The following is a 15,874-nucleotide window of genomic DNA, read 5'->3' on the forward strand; positions in this document are numbered from 1 at the left end:
TGTCCTTGATCATCAACAGCAGCGATCGGTTGCGCCTGGTGCAGCACGCAGGCGACGAGATCCGCGACCAGCAGCGAAGCCTGCCCGACAAGGGCTTCTACCTGCGAAAACTATCCGAGACGTGGCAGCGGGCCGGACGGACCGAGGCCTACGCCGGCCTCCCGGAGTACTCCTTTGCCCGATTCGAGAAGCTCGGCACCACCAGTAAGCATCGCCTCAAGAAAACCCCTTATGAATTCCTGGCAGCGCCTATCGACGCGGCGGTAAAATATTATGAAACGACCGGGACCACCGGACTGCCGACGCCGACTCCCCGGCTGGCGGAGGACATAATCTGGAACACCGTTTCGGTGGCCGAAGCCTGGCGCGATCTGTTGCCGGATAATGAACGCGTATTGATTATGCTGCCGTCGGACATCGTTCCCGTGGCGGACCTTATCGTCGGTGTCTGCGAGTACCTCGGGCGCCCCCACACACGGGCCTATCCGTTCGCCACCGGGATCTCCGACTGGGACCGGCTGATCGGTCTGTGCCGCTCCTTCCGGCCGACCACCGTTTTCGCCGCGCCCGGAGTGGCATTGCAGTTCAGCAGACTGGTCAAACAACGCGGGCTATTGGCGGAACTGAGCGCCGACGTGAATCGGATGATGCTGCTCGGCGAAGTCAGCACCGCGCCGTTCCGGGCCCGCCTCGGCCGGTGGTGGGACGCCTCCGCGCTGGACGCGAGTTACGGCAGCACGGAGACCGGCACCCTGGCCGCCGGCTGTGCCAATGACCGCCTGCACCTGCTGACCGCCACCAACTACTTCGAACTCGCCGACGACGACGGAACGGTCCGCCCGCTGCCGGAATCCGGCGCCGGACGGCTCGTGGTCACCCCGCTCAACCTGCATGCCCGGTGCGTGCTGCGCCTGGACACCGGAGACGACGTGCGCTTGGGCGCCCAGTGCGACTGCGGTGACCGCGCCCCGGTGATCGAAGTGGTCGGACGCGGTTCCGACGCCGTGGCGGTGCGCGGCGCGAAGCTCACCGTGCGCGCGGTCGAAGAGGTGGTCTACGGCGAGACCGAGGCGACCGGCTATCTGATGGAGACCGACGCCCCCGGCGCGTTCGCCCGCTTGATCCTGGAACGGGACGTGCACTGGGACCGGGCGGGGGAAGCCACGATGGCCGACCGCCTCCAGCATTCGTCCCGGGAAGTGCTCGGCCTGGAATGGGACGAGGTGCTCTTCGTCAACCAGCTGCCCGCGAGCACCAAGAGCGGCGCGTCCCAGAAGAGCTGGAAGCGTTCCAACTTCCGGGTAGTGGGAGCGCGCGGATGATCGCGCGCCTCGCTCCCCACGCGCCGAAGGGGATCGCCGTCACCACCGGTGAAGCCGACCTGTGGTGCACCTACGCCGCGGTTCGCGCGGCCGCATGGCTGGACCGGACCGGCGATCTGCCCGGTCGCGTGGCCACGATCGGCTACCTGAGCAGCCGGCGCAACACCGATGGCGGGTACGCCTGGAGCAAAGGCATGGCCTCCGACGCGTGGGCGACGTTCTACTGCACCCAGGCGATGGCCGAACTCGGCGCCGAGATCCCCGAGCTCGACGCGACGCGGGGCTGGCTGCGCGAGACCTGGTCAGGTGACGCGTACGCGATGCTGCCCGGCCAGGCGCCCGACGTCTGGGCCACGCACTTCTCGGTGCGCAGCGTGGTCGAACTGTGCGGGGACACCCCGCCGGACCTCGATCGGCTGGTGAGCTGGCTTCGCGCGTTGCAGGCGCCGGACGGTGGCCTCGGCTGGTCGCCGGAGCACGCCGGTGCCGCCGATTCCGACGTCCGCGCCTGCTTCTACGGGGTGATGTCCTGGCGGGCGCTGCGAACCGTGGACCCGGAGCTGGCGCTTCCCTGGGACGGTCCCGCGCTCGTGCGCTGGCTGCGGGATCAGCAACAGGCCGAAGGCGGTTTCCGGTTCGGTCCGTCGGCGGACATCCCGTGTCTGTGGGCCACCTATCGGGCGACGGCCGCGCTGGATGCGCTGGGCGCGGTCCCCGCGGAGAAACAGTCCTGCCTCGATTGGGTACTGGACCGCCGGACGGCCGACGGCGCGTTCGTCCGCTGGGCCGGTTACGACGTGGCCGACGTCTGGGCTTCGTTCTGCGCGATCGGCTCGGTGCGGTCGCTGGGCGCGGACACCGGCCCGCACGCCGTGCCCGTGCTGCGCAGGCTGCACGAGCTCTCCTGCCCCGCCGGCGGTTTCACCTACCGCGAACCCGATCAGGCCGGGGACGCGCTGAGCACCGCGGCGACCGCTTTGACGACGGCGGCCGACGACCCGCGGCAGGAGCAGTGGCGCACCTGGCTCGCCGGATGCCGTCTGCCGAACGAGGGCGGGGTCATGTACATGCCCGCCCGGGGCAGCGAAGTGCGGTGCACCCTGTGGGCGCTCGCCGCGGGTGCGGCCGACGCCGACCCGGCCGCGCCGGCCGGAATCGCGGACTGGCTGGCGGATCTGCAGAACCCGGACGGTGGCTTCGGCTACTGGGAAGGCCGGGGATCGGATCTGGTCTCCACCGCGGCGGCGGTGGAAGCGTTGCGGCTGCTCGGGATTCCGGTCTCCGACGTGCTGGACACCACGCGCCTGGCGGAGTTCGTCCTGGGCTGCCGTGACGAACAGGGCCATCGGCACGTCCCGGGGGCGCCTCCCACGCTCAGGGCCGGGCTGCAGGCGTTGCGGATCCGGGAAGAGCTGGGCCAGGCCACGGCCGGCGAGCTGGCCGCCCTGCTCGAACGCCACCGGGTGTCCAGTGGCGGGTTCGCCAACGTCGGTTCGCGCATGCCGGACCTGCTGAGCACCTACGAAGCCGTGGTGACCGCGGACCGGCAGGGCATCTTCGTGGATTTCGCCCGGCTGACCGTCTTCCTCGACCGGCTCGTCCGGCCGGAGGGCATCGGGTGGACCCCGCTCGCGCCGACCGGCGGCGGCGCGCTGGCCGACTGCCTCGGCTCACTGCTCCGCGAACGGATCGAGGGACGCCGCGCGGACCTGCCCGCGCTCACCCTGTCCTGAAGGAAAACCCTTCCATCCTGGGGAAATCATGCCCACCATCACCATTCGCACGACCGCGCTGTCCACTACCGAACGACGGGCCATCGCCGTCCGGCTGACCCGGTGGTTCGGCGACCACGACAGCGACCGCAAGCATGTGGTCGTGCGGTTCGAACGGACCGAGGAGGGCACGGTGTTCGTCGGCGGCCTCCCGGTCGAAGCCCTGCCACACGAAGACGAAGGGTTGCACCACGCCAGCGTCGTCTGCTGTGTGTCCGTCGGACGGGACGAAGCCTTCTACGAAGAACTCGCCACCGTGCTCGCCGACTCGCTCGGAATGACCGCCGGGACTCCGTTCCTCTATCTGGAATTCCGGCCGACACCCAAGGAATCCGTGTACTTCGGCGCCCAGGGACGACTTCGTCGCGCGGACGCCACACTGAGGGGAAACCGATGACCTTATCCTCCGTCCCCACCCTCGACTCGCTCCAGCGCCGGACCCGGACCGTGCTGGCCGGCTTGTTCGGTCCGGAGATCGACGACCTTCCCGCCGACACGCCGCTCCCGGAAACACTCGGCGACCGCTACGACAGTCTCGGCGCGATGGAATGCGTGACCGCGATGGAAAAGGAGTTCGGCATCGAGGTCGACTTCGTCGAGCACGACGTGCGCTACACCTTCGCGCAATTGGACCGCATCGCCGAATTCGTCCACTCCCAGCTGGAAGACCGGGCCGTTTTCGGAGGGTCTCGATGACGGCACCGGAAATCGAGTTCCGCACGTCCGGGCACACGGGTTCACCCGCCGTTTGGCTGCGCACCCCGGACCAGCTCCGGGCCGAGGCCGGGCTCATCGCGGACGAACTCGTCGGCGAGATCGAGCAGATCGTCAGCTTCGCGCCGGTGGAGCACCTGTTCGGCCGGTTGTTCGCCCAGGTCCTGCCGGAGCTTCGCGGCGTTCCCGTGCATCACCTCACCCACGCGCCCACCGGTTTGCCGCCCGAGGTGGAGGAGAAACGGACACTGTTCGTCTGCCTGCCGTCGAGCTGGCTGGTGCTGCGTCATCTGCTCGGCAGGCTCAAGGCACTCCCCTCGGCGGTCGCCCTGCACGGGACCGGGCCGACGGTGCAGGCCACCGGTGAGGTGCTCGCCGCGTTGTCCGGCACCGGTTTCCGTGCGTTCGAACTGTTCGGGTCCACCGAAACCGGTGGGATCGCGCACCGGGAGATCACACCGCCTGGCACCGGGACCGGACGGTGGCGGCTCCTGCCCGACGTCGAGTTCGCCGATCCGAGCGCGGGTCCGGGACAGTGGCTCAACATCCGCAGCCCGCGGCTGGCCCGCCGCAGCGACATGGCGACCCGGCCGGACACGTGGCAGCTGCCCGACGTGATCCACCGCGACGACCGGTCCTTCGAGTTCCACGGGCGGGCTTCCGCGCTGATCAAGGTGAACGGCGAGCGCATCAACCTCGAGGAACTCGCGACCGCGCTGCGGAACTCGGCCGACGGTCTGGACGTGGCCTGCCTGCCCGTGCACGATCCCGTCCGCGCCGAGCACTACGAACTGTTCTACAGCTTCGATCAGGACCTCTCCCACCGGGAGATCTCCGCCCGGTTGCGGAAGGTCATGCACGACGTCACCCCGCCGCGAGCGGTGCACCAGGTCCGGCGCATCCCCCGGACCGCGACCGGGAAGATCGCGGTCACCGCCCTGTACGCGCTCACCCAGCAGGAACCCAGGCCGGCGCTGGAAGGAGCGAGCTGATGGCCGCGGCCCCCCGTCCGCGCCCGTCCGATCCCGCCACGTCGCTGGGCAGCTACGCCGAAAACGCGGGAATCGCCTATCCGGACGATCGCCCGGAGCTGCCCGATCTGCTCGAACTCCCGCTCGCCGAACGATGCGACCTGCACGACCGGGGCGAGTGGGACGACCGGAAATGGGCGGAGCAGAACGAAACCTGGCATTCCGTGGCCGACGCCCGCTACCGCGCGGTCACCTCACGGCGCGGCCCGGGATCGGGTACACCGCTGATCCGGATCGGCGTCAAGGACACCATCGACGTCGCCGGTCTGCCGACTTCCTTGGGCCTGCGGCACTACCGGCACCATCCGGTGGCGTCGGCGACGGCGCTTTCCCGGCTCGACGGCGCCGAGGAGCAGGTGATCGGCAAGGTCGTGAGCACGGAGCTGAACATCGGCGTCGGCTCGGGCTGCGTGAACCCTTACTTCCCGCACATCGACCCCGCCGGCTCGAGTACGGGTTCGGGGGTCTCCGTCGCGGCGGGTCTCTGCGATCTCGCGATGGGCACGGACGTCCTCGGTTCGGTGCGCTGGCCCGCCGGGCACTGCGGCACCGTCGGCTTGCGGATGACGCACGATCCCGGGCTGCTGCACGGCATTTTCCCTTTGTCACCACCGATGGACGCGGTCGGCTGGGTGGCGCGCACGGCCGAGGACCTCGCGTTCCTGTGGCGGCGCCTCGGGCTGCGCGCCCTGCTCGGCCAGGCCGGGCGACCGGTGCCCGCCCGGTACCGCATCGGCGTGCCCACCGATGTCCGGGACGGCTCGTGCGATCCCGAAATGCTGGAGACGCTGGACTTGGTCAGTGCCGCGCTGTCCGACGATGGCCACGAGCTGACCGACCTCCGGGTGGGGGACGATCTCTGGCGACGCCGCGGCGACGCCTGGCAGCTCTGCGCCCGGCAGGCGTGGGACGGCCACCGGCAGTGGCGGCACTGGATCACCGTGCCGGTGCACCGGAGTACCGAACAGGCGCTGGAGGTCGGCGCACGGGTGACCGACGCCGAGTACACGGAGATCCTCGACGCGATGCACGCGTGCCGTCAGGCGAACGCCACCCGCTTCGGGGACGACATGCACGCCTGGCTGCTGCCGCTGGATCCCTCTCCCCCGCCCGATCTGCGGACCGGAAGCCCGGCCGCCACCACCATCCCGGCCCCGGGAGAAGCCGACTACGACCGGCGCATCGGGTACACCCCGATCGCCAGTTTCGCCGGACTGCCCGCCATCGCCGTGCCCGCCCGGCTCAGCCGGGTGAACCGCGCGCCGCTCGGGGTGCAGATCGTCGGGCCGCCCGGCAGTGAAGAACGGTTGATCGACCTGGCCCGGCGGGTACAGCTCCGGCTGAAACCGCCGGAGCTTCGCCCCGCGTGATCACCACCACCCCACCTGGAGACCGCGATGATCCCCCGGACAATGCTGGAAATCGCCGCCGCCCACCAACCCGACTGGTCCGCTCCGGAGGAGCTCTCCGCCGTGCGGAACGCCTTGCGCACCAGACCTCCGCTCGTCGATGCGCATTCCTGCTACGCGCTGGCGGGTGAACTCGAGTTCGTCGCCCGCGGGGAAGCCGTGGTGATCCAGGCAGGCGACTGCGCGGAACTGTTCTCCGATTCGGCGCGGCACCGGGTCCAGGCCAAGGCCTCCCAGTTGCACCATCTCTGTGAAACCGCCGAAACCGCCGGGGTCCCGACCGTCCGCATCGGCCGGTTCGCCGGGCAGTTCGCCAAACCCCGTTCCTGCGCGACGGAAGTCCTGCCGGACGGCACGGAAATCCCGGTCTACCGCGGCGACGCGGTGAACGGCGTGACCCCCACGGCCGCGGCCAGGCGGGCCGACCCGGCGCGGATGCTGACCGCCTACGATCTCGCGGCGAGCGGCCTGGACGCGTTGTTCATGCGGCAACTGCTGCTTCTCGAGGGTGGCAGCGGGATCGGTTCGTTGCTGGCGCCGACCTATATCAGCCACGAAGCCCTCCTGCTGGACTTCGAACACGCGCTGCTCCGCCCGGATCCGGCCCGAGGCGGCGACTACGCGTCTTCGGCCCACATGGTGTGGATCGGTGAGCGCACCCGGCAGCTCGACCACGCGCATCTCGCGTTCGCCGAACGGATCACCAATCCCGTCGGCGTGAAGATCGGCCCGAACGCGACGCCGGAAGAGCTCATCGCCATCGTCGACCGGCTGGCCACCGGACATCGCCGGGGCAGGCTGAGCCTCATCATCCGCATGGGCGCGGAGAAGATCGCGGACCGGCTGCCCGCGCTGGTGGCGGCGCTCGGCACGCGCGCCGGGCAGGTGACCTGGCTGTGCGATCCCATGCACGGCAACACCAAGAAGACCACGGCGGGCCAGAAGACCAGGGTGGTGACCGAGATCCAGGCAGAGATCACCCGGTTCTGCCGGATCCTGCGGGAGCACCGCGTCCACCCGGGCGGACTCCACCTCGAGGTGAGCCCCGACCCGGTGACCGAATGCGTGGACACGGTGGCGGAACTGTCCGGCGCCCTCGACCTGGACAGGTACGAGTCGGCCTGCGACCCCCGGCTGAACCCGGATCAGGCGCAGCGGGTCGTCCGGCATTTCACCCGGTCGCTCTGATCCGCGTCCGGTGGGGAGGGTTGTTCGCGGCTGAGCACCGTCCGTGAAGGACCCCTTCCCTCGGCTGGGCCGAGGAAACTCGACCTTCACACCTTCCCGAGTACATGAAGGCCCCCTTCCTTGCGCCTAGGTACAGGAAGGGGGCCTTCATGTACCTAGGAAACGACCGCCACCGGTTCGAGGGTCAGAGCACCGAACCGACATCACCGACATGCGAAACACCGTGATCGTTGCAGCGGCCCTGGACCTCGCCGAGGAGCACCCGTAGCAGTGAGGAGAGCTGGGCGCGCTGCTCGTCGCTCAGCCCGGAGATCAGTTCGAGTTCCCGCTCCAGCACGCGATCGACCGTCTGCTCCACCAGGGCGTGCCCGGCCGGGGTCAGGGTCACGTACACGCTGCGGCCGCGCGGTTCGGTGTGCCGCTCGACCAGCCCCTCGCGTTCCGCGCGGGCCACTCGCTGCGAGATCGCCCCCGCGGTGACCAGGGTCAGCCTCGCCAGTTCCCTGGTCGTCAGCGAGTACGGCGGTGAGCTGCGCCGGAGCATGCTGAGCAGGTCCAGCGTGGCCGAATCGACGTCGGAATCCAGCAGGACGCGGCGCCGGTCCTCACCGAACAGCTTCGCCAGCTGCCACACCCGGGTCACGATGCCGATGGACTCGGTCGACGTGCCGGGCCGTTCGCGCTGCCATGCCGCCTCGATCTCGTCCGCGGCGTCCGGCGTGGGGTCCTTTTCGGACGTTGCACTCATCCCAGACCTCCACCGCGGTTGTCGGCTGCACGACGCACAGCCTATCATTTAGGCCTAAACGTGAGTTAGGACCGGCGAACACGAAGGAGGCTAGATGACCCGGACGATCCTGGTCACCGGCGGGGGCACCGGCATCGGCAAGGCCGTGGCGGCGAGATTCGCGGCGTCCGACGCCGTCGTACACATCACCGGCCGCCGCAAGGACGTACTGGTCTCGGCGGCGGCCGACCTCGGCTCGTCGGTCCGGCCGCTCGTCTGCGACGCCACCGATCCCGAACAGGTGACCGCCGCGCTGGACTCGCTGGACGGGCCGATCGACGTACTGGTCAACAACGCGGGCGGCAACACCGACTTCGACCTCCCCGAGCAGGACGGGCTCGCCGGGGTCCTCGCGCACTGGCGGGCCAACCTGGACGCCAACCTGATCAGCGCGGTACTGACCACCACCGCTGCCCGGGACAAGCTGGCCGAAGGCGGATCGGTGATCCACATCGGATCCATCGCCGCGGACCAGGGCGCCGGATCGTACGGCGCGGCCAAGGCGGGACTCGCGTCGTGGAACGTCGACCTGGCCAAGCAGCTCGGGGCCCGCAAGATCACCGCGAACGTGGTTTCGCCGGGCTACATCCGCGAGACCGAGTTCTTCCGGGACAAGCTCCCCGCCGAGCGGGCCGAGCAGCTGATCGACGCGACCAGCACCGGCCGCGCCGGGATTCCCGCCGACATCGCCGAAACGGTGTACTTCCTCGCTTCCGCCGGCGCCCGGCACATCACCGGGCAGACCTTCGGTGTCAACGGCGGCGCCCACCCGACCAGGTAAGGACGAGAATGGTTGCCGTCGCGGAAACATCACCCTCGACCGTGCCCGGTCCTCGTGACTGGGCGGGGATCGGGGTGGTGCTGCTGGCCACGTTCATGGGCCAGATCGACATGTTCATCGTGAACGTGGCCAGCCCGCCGATCCAAGCGGATCTGGGCGCCAGCTTCGGCCAGATCCAGTTCGTCATCGACGGCTACGTGATCGCCTACGCGGCGGGCATGGTGACCGGCGGCAAACTCGGCGACCGGTTCGGCCGCAAGAAGGTGTTCCAGTACGGGGTGGCGGCGTTCACCGTCGCCTCGTTGCTGTGCGCGCTGTGCCCCACGGCGAATCTGCTGATCGTGGCGCGGGTCGTGCAGGGCGCCGCGGCGGCCGTCCTGATGCCGCAGGTGCTGTCGATCATCCAGGGCACCTTCGCCCGGCCGCGGGACCGGCAGCGCGCGATCGGCGCGTACGGCTCGGTGATCGGGCTCGGAGTCGTCGCCGGGCTGATCGGCGGCGGGCTGCTCCTGAACGTGGACGTCGCCGGGCTGGAATGGCGGACGATCTTCCTGATCAACGTCCCGATCGGATTGCTCATCCTGCTGGCCGCGCCGTCGACGGTCCGGGAGAGCCGGAGCGAGGTCACCGCGCCGCTGGACATGGTGGGCACGGTGCTCACCGCGTCCGTGCTGCCGATCCTGCTGATCCCGTTGTCGCTCGGCCCGGAACACGGCTGGCCGCCGTGGATCTGGGGCTGTTTCGCCGCCGCGGCGCTGCTGACGGCGGGCCTGTTCCGGTACGAGAACAGGCTCGCCGCACGCGGCGGGGATCCCCTGTTGCCTGCCCGGGTCCTGCGCAGGCGCGGATTCCCGGCCAGCATGGCGACGGTGACGGTGTTCTTCGCCGGCAACGCGGGCTACTTCCTGGTGCTGACCTACTACCTCCAGTCCGCGCTGCACCTGGACCCGCTGGCCACCGGTGTGGTGTTCGTGCCACTGGGCGTCGGGTTCGCGGTGGCTTCGGTGGCCGGACGACGGCTGGCCGAGCGCTACGGCACCCGGGTGCTGATCACCGGCGCGCTGCTGATGTTCGCGAGCTTCCTGCCGATGCCGTTCATCGTGCAGGCGGGCACCGGCACCCAGGCCGTCGCGCTCGCGGCCACCATCGGGCTGTCCGGGATCGGGCAGGGACTGGTGGTCTCGCCGCTGGTCGGCATCGCCATGGCACAGGTGCCCGCCGATCTGACCGGGGCGGGTTCGGGGGTGCTGAACACCGTGACCCAGGCCGCGATGGCCGTCGGGATCGCGGGGATCGGCACGGTCTACCGCGCCGCGCTGGGGCGCAATCCGCAGGACACGGCGTCGATCCCCGCGAGAGACTTCGGTGACGCGTTCGTCGTCACCTGCGGGGTGCTCGCGGCGCTCGCCGTGGCGACGGCGGTAATGAGCTGGGTGCTCGGCCGATCGGGAACGGCGACACAGGCGGGAGCCGGGCTGTGAAGGACAGGGAACACCGGCCGGTGGAACTCGACGGCGAGAGCCTGGACCTCGCCGGTGTCCGGCGGATCGCCGAGGACGGGGCGCCGTGCACGGTGGCCCCGTCCTCACTGGACGCCGTCGCGAGGAACCGGAAGTCGTTCGAGGAGCTGGTAAGCCGCGGCGTGCCCGTCTACGGCGTCACCACCGGGTACGGCGAACTGGTGCACCATCCGGTCGGCGCCGGCGACGAGGTGGCCCTGCAGACGAACCTCGTCCGCAGCCACAGTGCCGGTGTCGGCCCGCTGTTCGCCGAGGACGAGGTCCGGGCGATGATCGCGGCCCGGCTCAACGCGCTCGCCAAGGGCCACTCGGCGGTGCGCCCCGCCGTCCTCGACCGGCTGGCGGCGTACCTGAACCTGAACATCACCCCGGCCGTGCCGGAGATCGGGTCGCTGGGCGCCAGCGGGGACCTCGCGCCGCTCTCGCACGTCGCCGTCACCCTGATCGGCGAAGGTCACGTCCTCGAAGAGGGCGAACGGACACGGACCGGACCGGTCCTCGATCGGCACGGGCTCGTTCCGCTCGAACTCCGGGCCAAGGAAGGGCTCGCGCTGATCAACGGCACGTCGGCGATGACCGGGCTCGGCGCCCTGGTGGTCGGCCGCGCGCTGGACCAGGTGCGGCAGGCCGAGATCATCTCCGCGCTGGTCCTGGAGGTCCTGCGCGGTTCGACGAGCCCGTTCCTCGCCGCCGGGCACGAGCGGGCCCGGCCCCACCGCGGTCAGATCGACACCGCGGCGAACCTGCGCCTGCTGCTGGACGGCAGCGGGCTCGCCGTCGGTCACGCCGAACTTTCACGGCAGGCCCGCGACGGTGACGGCGAGGTCTACCTGCAGAAGGCGTACACCCTGCGTGCGGTGCCGCAGGTGCTCGGCGCCGTGCGCGACACCCTCCGGCAGGCCGAAGCCACACTGGAGATCGAACTCAACTCCGCCAACGACAATCCCTTGTTCTTCGGCGATTCCGGTGACGCCGACGAGGAAGAGATCTTCCACGGCGCGAACTTCCACGGTCAGCCGATCGCCTTCGCGATGGACTACTGCACCATCGCGCTCACCCAGCTCGGCGTGTTCTCCGAACGCCGGACGCATCGGCTGCTGAACCGGCATCTCAACGACGGCCTGCCCGAGTTCCTCATCGCGAGCGATCCCGGCCTGCACAGCGGGCTCGCCGGTGCCCAGTACCCGGCGAGCGCGCTGGTCGCCGAGAACCGGACGATCGGCCCAGCCAGCACCCAGAGTGTGCCCGCCAACGCCGACAACCAGGACGTCGTCAGCATGGGCCTGATCGGGGCCAGGAACGCCCGCCGGGTACTGGCGAACAACAACTGGATCCTGGCGGTGGAACTGCTCGCCGCGGCGCAGGCCGTGGACGTGTCGGGCCGGTACCGGCGGCTCGGTCCGCTCGGCCGGATCACCCACGACCGGGTACGGGCGACCGTCCCGGCCCTGAACCGGGACCGGTATCTGAGCGACGACATCGGAGCGCTCGCCGCCGCGCTCTCGCGTGGCGACTTCCTCGACGCGGTCGTCGGCCAGGGAGCGAAACTACGGTGACATACGACGATGCCCTGCCCACGCGTGTCCTGGGGAACGGCGGTCCCGCCGTGTCCGCGCTCGGCCTCGGCTGCTTCGGGATGAGCCGGGCCTACGGTGCCGCGGACGACGCCGAATCGATCGCCACCGTCCACCGGGCACTCGACCTCGGCTGTACCTTCTTCGACACCGCGGAGGTTTATGGCCCCTTCGACAACGAAGCACTGCTCGGCGACGCCTTGCGCGGACGGCGCGACGAAGCGTTCATCTCCACGAAGTTCGGCTGGGAGTACGCCCCGGACGGCACCCGTGGCAGGTTGAACAGCAGGCCCGACCACATCCGCCGGACCGTCGACGCGATGCTCGTCCGGCTGCGCACCGACCGCATCGACCTGTTGTCGCAGCACCGGGTCGACCCCACGGTCCCGATCGAGGACGTGGCCGACGGCGTCGGCGGGCTGATCGCCTCCGGCAAGGTCCGGTACTTCGGCCTGTCCGAAGCCGGGACGGCCACGATCCGCCGCGCGCACGCGGTCACCCCGGTGACCGCCCTGCAGACCGAATACGCCTTGTGGGAACGCCACATCGAGGCCGAGATCCTGCCTCTCCTGCGCGAACTGGGTATCGGCCTGGTCGCCTATTCCCCGCTGGGCCGCGGTTTCCTGACCGGAAACGCCAAACCCGCGGAGGAGTACGCCGCCGACGACTACCGCAGGCGGGATCCTCGTTTCCAGGGCGAGAACTTCCGCGCGAACTCCGCCGCCGTCGACGAGGTCGGCGCCGTCGCCGCCCGGGTCGGCGCGAGCCCCGCGCAGGTGTGTCTGGCGTGGCTGCTGGCCAAAGGTGACGACGTCGTGCCGATACCGGGCACCAAGCGACGGTGGACGCTCGAGGAGAACCTCCGGGCCGTGTCTCTGCGACTCGCTCCTGGGGACATGGAACTTCTCGACGCGGCGGTGCCGGCCGGCATCACGAAAGGCCAGCGGTACCCGGAAGACGCCATGTACATGAACGGGCTCTGACGCCGGCTCGTCGGGTTCGGTTCAGTCCCCCACCCGGCCGGTGTCGTACGCCCACATCGCGATCTCGACCCTGTTCCGGGCGCCGAGTTTGGTCAGCAGGCTGGCGACGTGGGTCTTGGCGGTCGTCAAGCCGATGAAGAGCTCGGCGGCGATTTCGGCGTTAGTGCGGCCGCGGGCGACCAACGTCAGCACCTCCTCCTCGCGTTCGGTGAGCGGCTCGATCGGTTGGGTCCGCCGGCTCGACGGTTCCCTGCCGGCGAGCGTGGCCAGCAGCCGCCGGGTGATGTTCGGCGCGATCAGGGCATCACCGACGGCGGCGGCATGGACGGCCTGGACGAGCAGCTCCGCCCCGGCGTCCTTGAGCAGAAAGCCCCGGGCGCCGGCCCGGAGCGCGCCGTGGACGTACTCGTCGAGGTCGAACGTCGTGATCACGACCACCGCGATCGGGTCCGGGACGCCCCGCCCGGCGAGGAGCTTGGTCACCTCGATGCCGTCGAGGCCGGGCATCTGGATGTCGACCAGGCACACGTCGGGGCGGAGCCGACGCGCCAGCTCGACGGTGGCGTGGCCGTCGGCGGCCTGGCCGACGACCTCGATGCCTGGCTGTGCTTCAAGGATCATCGACAGGCCGGTGCGCACCAGATCCTGGTCGTCGGCCACCAGCACGCGCACCGTCATCGGCGTACCTTAGTCGGCAGTTCGGCGTCGACCGTCCACCCGCCCTCGGGCGCCGGCCCGGCACGCAGCGTGCCGCCGAGCAGCTGCACACGCTCGGTCATCCCCAGGAGCCCGAAGCCGTGGTTCACCGGCCGTGCCGGATCGATCCGTCCGTCGTCTTTCACGCGTAGCCGCAACGTTCCCGCGCCGTCCACGACCCGGATCTCCACCCGCGAGGCGTCGCGGGCGTGCCGCAGGGCGTTGGTCAGCGCCTCCTGCGCCAGCCGGTAGACCGCCGCGTCGATCTGGGGCGGAAGTTCACCCAGGTCCTCCGGCAACTCCACGTCGACCACCGGGGCCGGAGCGCTTCTGGCGAGGGAGAGTAGGTCGGCAACGCCGGGCTGAGGGGAGTACCCCGCCGGCGCTCCGTCGCGCAGCACGCGGACCATCGCCCGCATCTCCGTGAGCGTCCGCGACGCTTCCCCTTCGATCGCCGCCAGCACCTCGAGTGCCGCCTCAGGTCGCCGGACTGCCATCGCCCGGCCCGCCTGCGCCTGCACGGCGATCGCCGAGACGTGGTGGGCGACGATGTCGTGCAACTCGCGCGCGAGACCGACCCGCTCCTGGCCGCGGATCTGGTCCCGCTCCCGGCGCCGGCTCTCGGCGCGGTAGCGGAACGCCGCTCCACCCGCCGCAGCCGCCGCGAGGATGGCGAACCCGCCGAAGATCTCGGTCGGCCCGACGTGGTCGGGGACCATGCCGATTCCCGCGGCGCCCGCCACCACCGCCAGCCCGATCACGATCTCGCGCCCGGAGCCCCAGCGGACCAGCGCGTAGACGAACACCAGGACGTAGATCATCGTGTCGAGACCCAGGCTCGGGGCCCCGCTCAGCAGGCTCGCCAATCCCAACGCCATCGCGGCGCCGAAGGCCACCACGACACAGATCAACGGGTGGCTACGCCGCCACAGCAGCACCGGCGCGAGTCCGACCGCCACGATCGTCACGAACGGCCGCCAGGCGACGTCGTCCCGGAGGACTCCTTCGAGCAGCGCCGTCACCATCAGCGCCGCGACCAGCACCCAGTCGCGCGAAACCCGTTCGGGAGCGTCGGTGGCGCGCGGCTCGGCCCACAGCGAGCGCAGGGCGTTGGTGGTCACGCGCTCAGCCTAGGGACCGCCGAGGCGTCAGGGACCGACCGAAAGAACGAGACGCCGCTCCTCCCCACGGCCGGGACGGGTCCGGCTTCGACGACGATGTGCCCGCCGCCCGGCTCGGCGATCGTTGGCCCACCGGTCCTCACGACGACAACGGAGCCCACGATGAGAACACCTCAACCCGCCACGACCGCCCTGGACGAGCAGCGGATCCCGGTGAGAGCCAAGCTCGCCGCGGCGTGGACGAGCCTCGTGCTCCTGTACGCCTATGTGGACATTCTCGCCTTCTTCAAACCCGGTGTCGTCAAAGACATCGAGGCCGGCGTCGTCTTCGAGTTCGACATCAGCCAGACGTTGTTCGCCGTCTTCCTCACGCTCATGGCGATCCCGACCCTCATGGTCGTGCTGTCGATGACCCTGCCCGCCCGGGCGAACCGCACCACGAACCTCATCGTGGCCTCGATTCAGGTCCCCTTCGCGGCGTTCAACGCGGTCGGCGAGTCCTGGCGGTACTTCTACGGCCTCGGCGTCGCACTGGAATTGATCGTCCTCGCCCTCATCCTGCGGTACGCCTGGACCTGGCCCCGCACCGCGCGGTGATCTCTTCTACACCGCGAGCGCGACCGCCAGGACCAGGTCCGCCTTGTGCGTGATCGAGACCTGGACGTCCACCACCCCGAGCGCGGCGGCTCCCGCGGCCGCCGCGCCGGTGAGCACCACCAGGGCCTCGCCGGAATCGGCTCGTTCGACGGCGATCTGGCGCGGCGCGACGCCGTCGGCGAAACCGGTGCCGATCGCCTTCGCGACGGCTTCCTTCGCCGCGAACCGGCCCGCCAGGAACTCCCGGCATCGATCGGGGCCGAAACCGGCCGCGGTGGCGAGTTCGGACTCGGCGTAGACGTAGGCACGGAACCACGGCCGTGCCAGCAGCCGGTCCAGTTCGCCGACGTACAGCAGGTCGGCCCCGATCCGCATCTTG

Annotated in this window: 16 protein-coding genes; 12 read left to right on the plus strand and 4 right to left on the minus strand. The window is 70.2% G+C overall.

The genetic code is table 11. From position 1 onward, the window contains the following. The first annotated feature begins 5 nt into the window (after positions 1–5). From AJAP_RS22285 to AJAP_RS22315, 7 genes are read left to right on the plus strand one after another with little or no spacing between them, the layout of a single operon-like run. Entirely contained in the window at positions 6–1,322 is a 1,317-nt protein-coding gene (locus AJAP_RS22285) for a phenylacetate--CoA ligase family protein (protein WP_038514945.1), read from the plus strand. After that, on the plus strand, positions 1,319–3,055 hold the full coding sequence (locus AJAP_RS22290; RefSeq protein WP_038514946.1) for a prenyltransferase/squalene oxidase repeat-containing protein: 1,737 nt from the start codon (positions 1,319–1,321) through the stop codon (positions 3,053–3,055). The genes AJAP_RS22285 and AJAP_RS22290 overlap by 4 nt, the downstream gene beginning before the upstream one ends. Before the next feature lie 28 nt (positions 3,056–3,083). Next, positions 3,084–3,491, plus strand: a complete 408-nt coding sequence (locus tag AJAP_RS22295) for a hypothetical protein (protein ID WP_038514948.1) — start codon at positions 3,084–3,086, stop codon at positions 3,489–3,491. Further along, positions 3,488–3,790, plus strand: coding sequence for an acyl carrier protein (locus tag AJAP_RS22300; protein ID WP_038514950.1), 303 nt, complete (start codon positions 3,488–3,490; stop codon positions 3,788–3,790). The genes AJAP_RS22295 and AJAP_RS22300 overlap by 4 nt, the downstream gene beginning before the upstream one ends. After that, positions 3,787–4,800 (plus strand): class I adenylate-forming enzyme family protein, encoded by a 1,014-nt coding sequence (locus tag AJAP_RS22305; protein ID WP_051972556.1) that lies wholly within the window; start codon positions 3,787–3,789, stop codon positions 4,798–4,800. Before AJAP_RS22300 ends, AJAP_RS22305 begins: the two co-directional genes overlap by 4 nt. Then, the gene (locus tag AJAP_RS22310) at positions 4,800–6,209 is read left to right on the plus strand and encodes an amidase family protein (RefSeq protein ID WP_038514951.1); all 1,410 of its coding nucleotides are present in this window, start codon (positions 4,800–4,802) and stop codon (positions 6,207–6,209) included. The genes AJAP_RS22305 and AJAP_RS22310 overlap by 1 nt, the downstream gene beginning before the upstream one ends. 27 nt (positions 6,210–6,236) lie before the next feature. Further along, positions 6,237–7,436, plus strand: coding sequence for a 3-deoxy-7-phosphoheptulonate synthase (locus AJAP_RS22315; RefSeq protein ID WP_038514954.1), 1,200 nt, complete (start codon positions 6,237–6,239; stop codon positions 7,434–7,436). A gap of 184 nt (positions 7,437–7,620) precedes the next feature. Here the strand turns inward: AJAP_RS22315 and AJAP_RS22320 are convergent, their stop codons facing one another. Continuing rightward, the gene (locus tag AJAP_RS22320) at positions 7,621–8,184 is read right to left on the minus strand and encodes a MarR family winged helix-turn-helix transcriptional regulator (protein WP_038514956.1); all 564 of its coding nucleotides are present in this window, start codon (positions 8,182–8,184) and stop codon (positions 7,621–7,623) included. Positions 8,185–8,278: 94 nt separating this feature from the next. On the opposite strand from AJAP_RS22320, the gene AJAP_RS22325 reads away from it, so the two are divergent. The 4 genes from AJAP_RS22325 to AJAP_RS22340 are packed head-to-tail and all read left to right on the plus strand — an operon-like array spanning position 8,279 to position 13,081. Then, complete coding sequence (locus AJAP_RS22325; RefSeq protein WP_038514958.1) at positions 8,279–9,004, plus strand: SDR family NAD(P)-dependent oxidoreductase; 726 nt, start codon at positions 8,279–8,281, stop codon at positions 9,002–9,004. A gap of 8 nt (positions 9,005–9,012) precedes the next feature. Further along, positions 9,013–10,485 (plus strand): MFS transporter, encoded by a 1,473-nt coding sequence (locus tag AJAP_RS22330; protein ID WP_228694554.1) that lies wholly within the window; start codon positions 9,013–9,015, stop codon positions 10,483–10,485. Further along, entirely contained in the window at positions 10,482–12,080 is a 1,599-nt protein-coding gene (gene cmdF, locus AJAP_RS22335; RefSeq protein ID WP_038514962.1) for a tyrosine 2,3-aminomutase, read from the plus strand. The genes AJAP_RS22330 and cmdF overlap by 4 nt, the downstream gene beginning before the upstream one ends. Next, positions 12,077–13,081: an aldo/keto reductase gene (locus tag AJAP_RS22340; RefSeq protein ID WP_084098289.1), complete on the plus strand. Its 1,005-nt coding sequence runs from the start codon at positions 12,077–12,079 to the stop codon at positions 13,079–13,081. The genes cmdF and AJAP_RS22340 overlap by 4 nt, the downstream gene beginning before the upstream one ends. Before the next feature lie 21 nt (positions 13,082–13,102). Here the strand turns inward: AJAP_RS22340 and AJAP_RS22345 are convergent, their stop codons facing one another. Both AJAP_RS22345 and AJAP_RS22350 read right to left on the minus strand, forming a co-directional pair. Beyond that, complete coding sequence (locus tag AJAP_RS22345; protein ID WP_038514964.1) at positions 13,103–13,759, minus strand: response regulator; 657 nt, start codon at positions 13,757–13,759, stop codon at positions 13,103–13,105. Then, positions 13,756–14,898 (minus strand): sensor histidine kinase, encoded by a 1,143-nt coding sequence (locus AJAP_RS22350; RefSeq protein ID WP_038514966.1) that lies wholly within the window; start codon positions 14,896–14,898, stop codon positions 13,756–13,758. Before AJAP_RS22350 ends, AJAP_RS22345 begins: the two co-directional genes overlap by 4 nt. A 162-nt stretch (positions 14,899–15,060) precedes the next feature. On the opposite strand from AJAP_RS22350, the gene AJAP_RS22355 reads away from it, so the two are divergent. Further along, positions 15,061–15,495 (plus strand): DUF6326 family protein, encoded by a 435-nt coding sequence (locus AJAP_RS22355; protein ID WP_038514968.1) that lies wholly within the window; start codon positions 15,061–15,063, stop codon positions 15,493–15,495. Between the two features lie 6 nt (positions 15,496–15,501). On the opposite strand, the gene AJAP_RS22360 is transcribed toward AJAP_RS22355, so the two are convergent. Beyond that, positions 15,502–15,870: a holo-ACP synthase gene (locus AJAP_RS22360; RefSeq protein WP_038514970.1), complete on the minus strand. Its 369-nt coding sequence runs from the start codon at positions 15,868–15,870 to the stop codon at positions 15,502–15,504. Between the last annotated feature and the right edge of the window lie 4 nt (positions 15,871–15,874).

Source organism: Amycolatopsis japonica (genome assembly GCF_000732925.1).
GTDB classification, from domain to species: domain Bacteria; phylum Actinomycetota; class Actinomycetes; order Mycobacteriales; family Pseudonocardiaceae; genus Amycolatopsis; species Amycolatopsis japonica.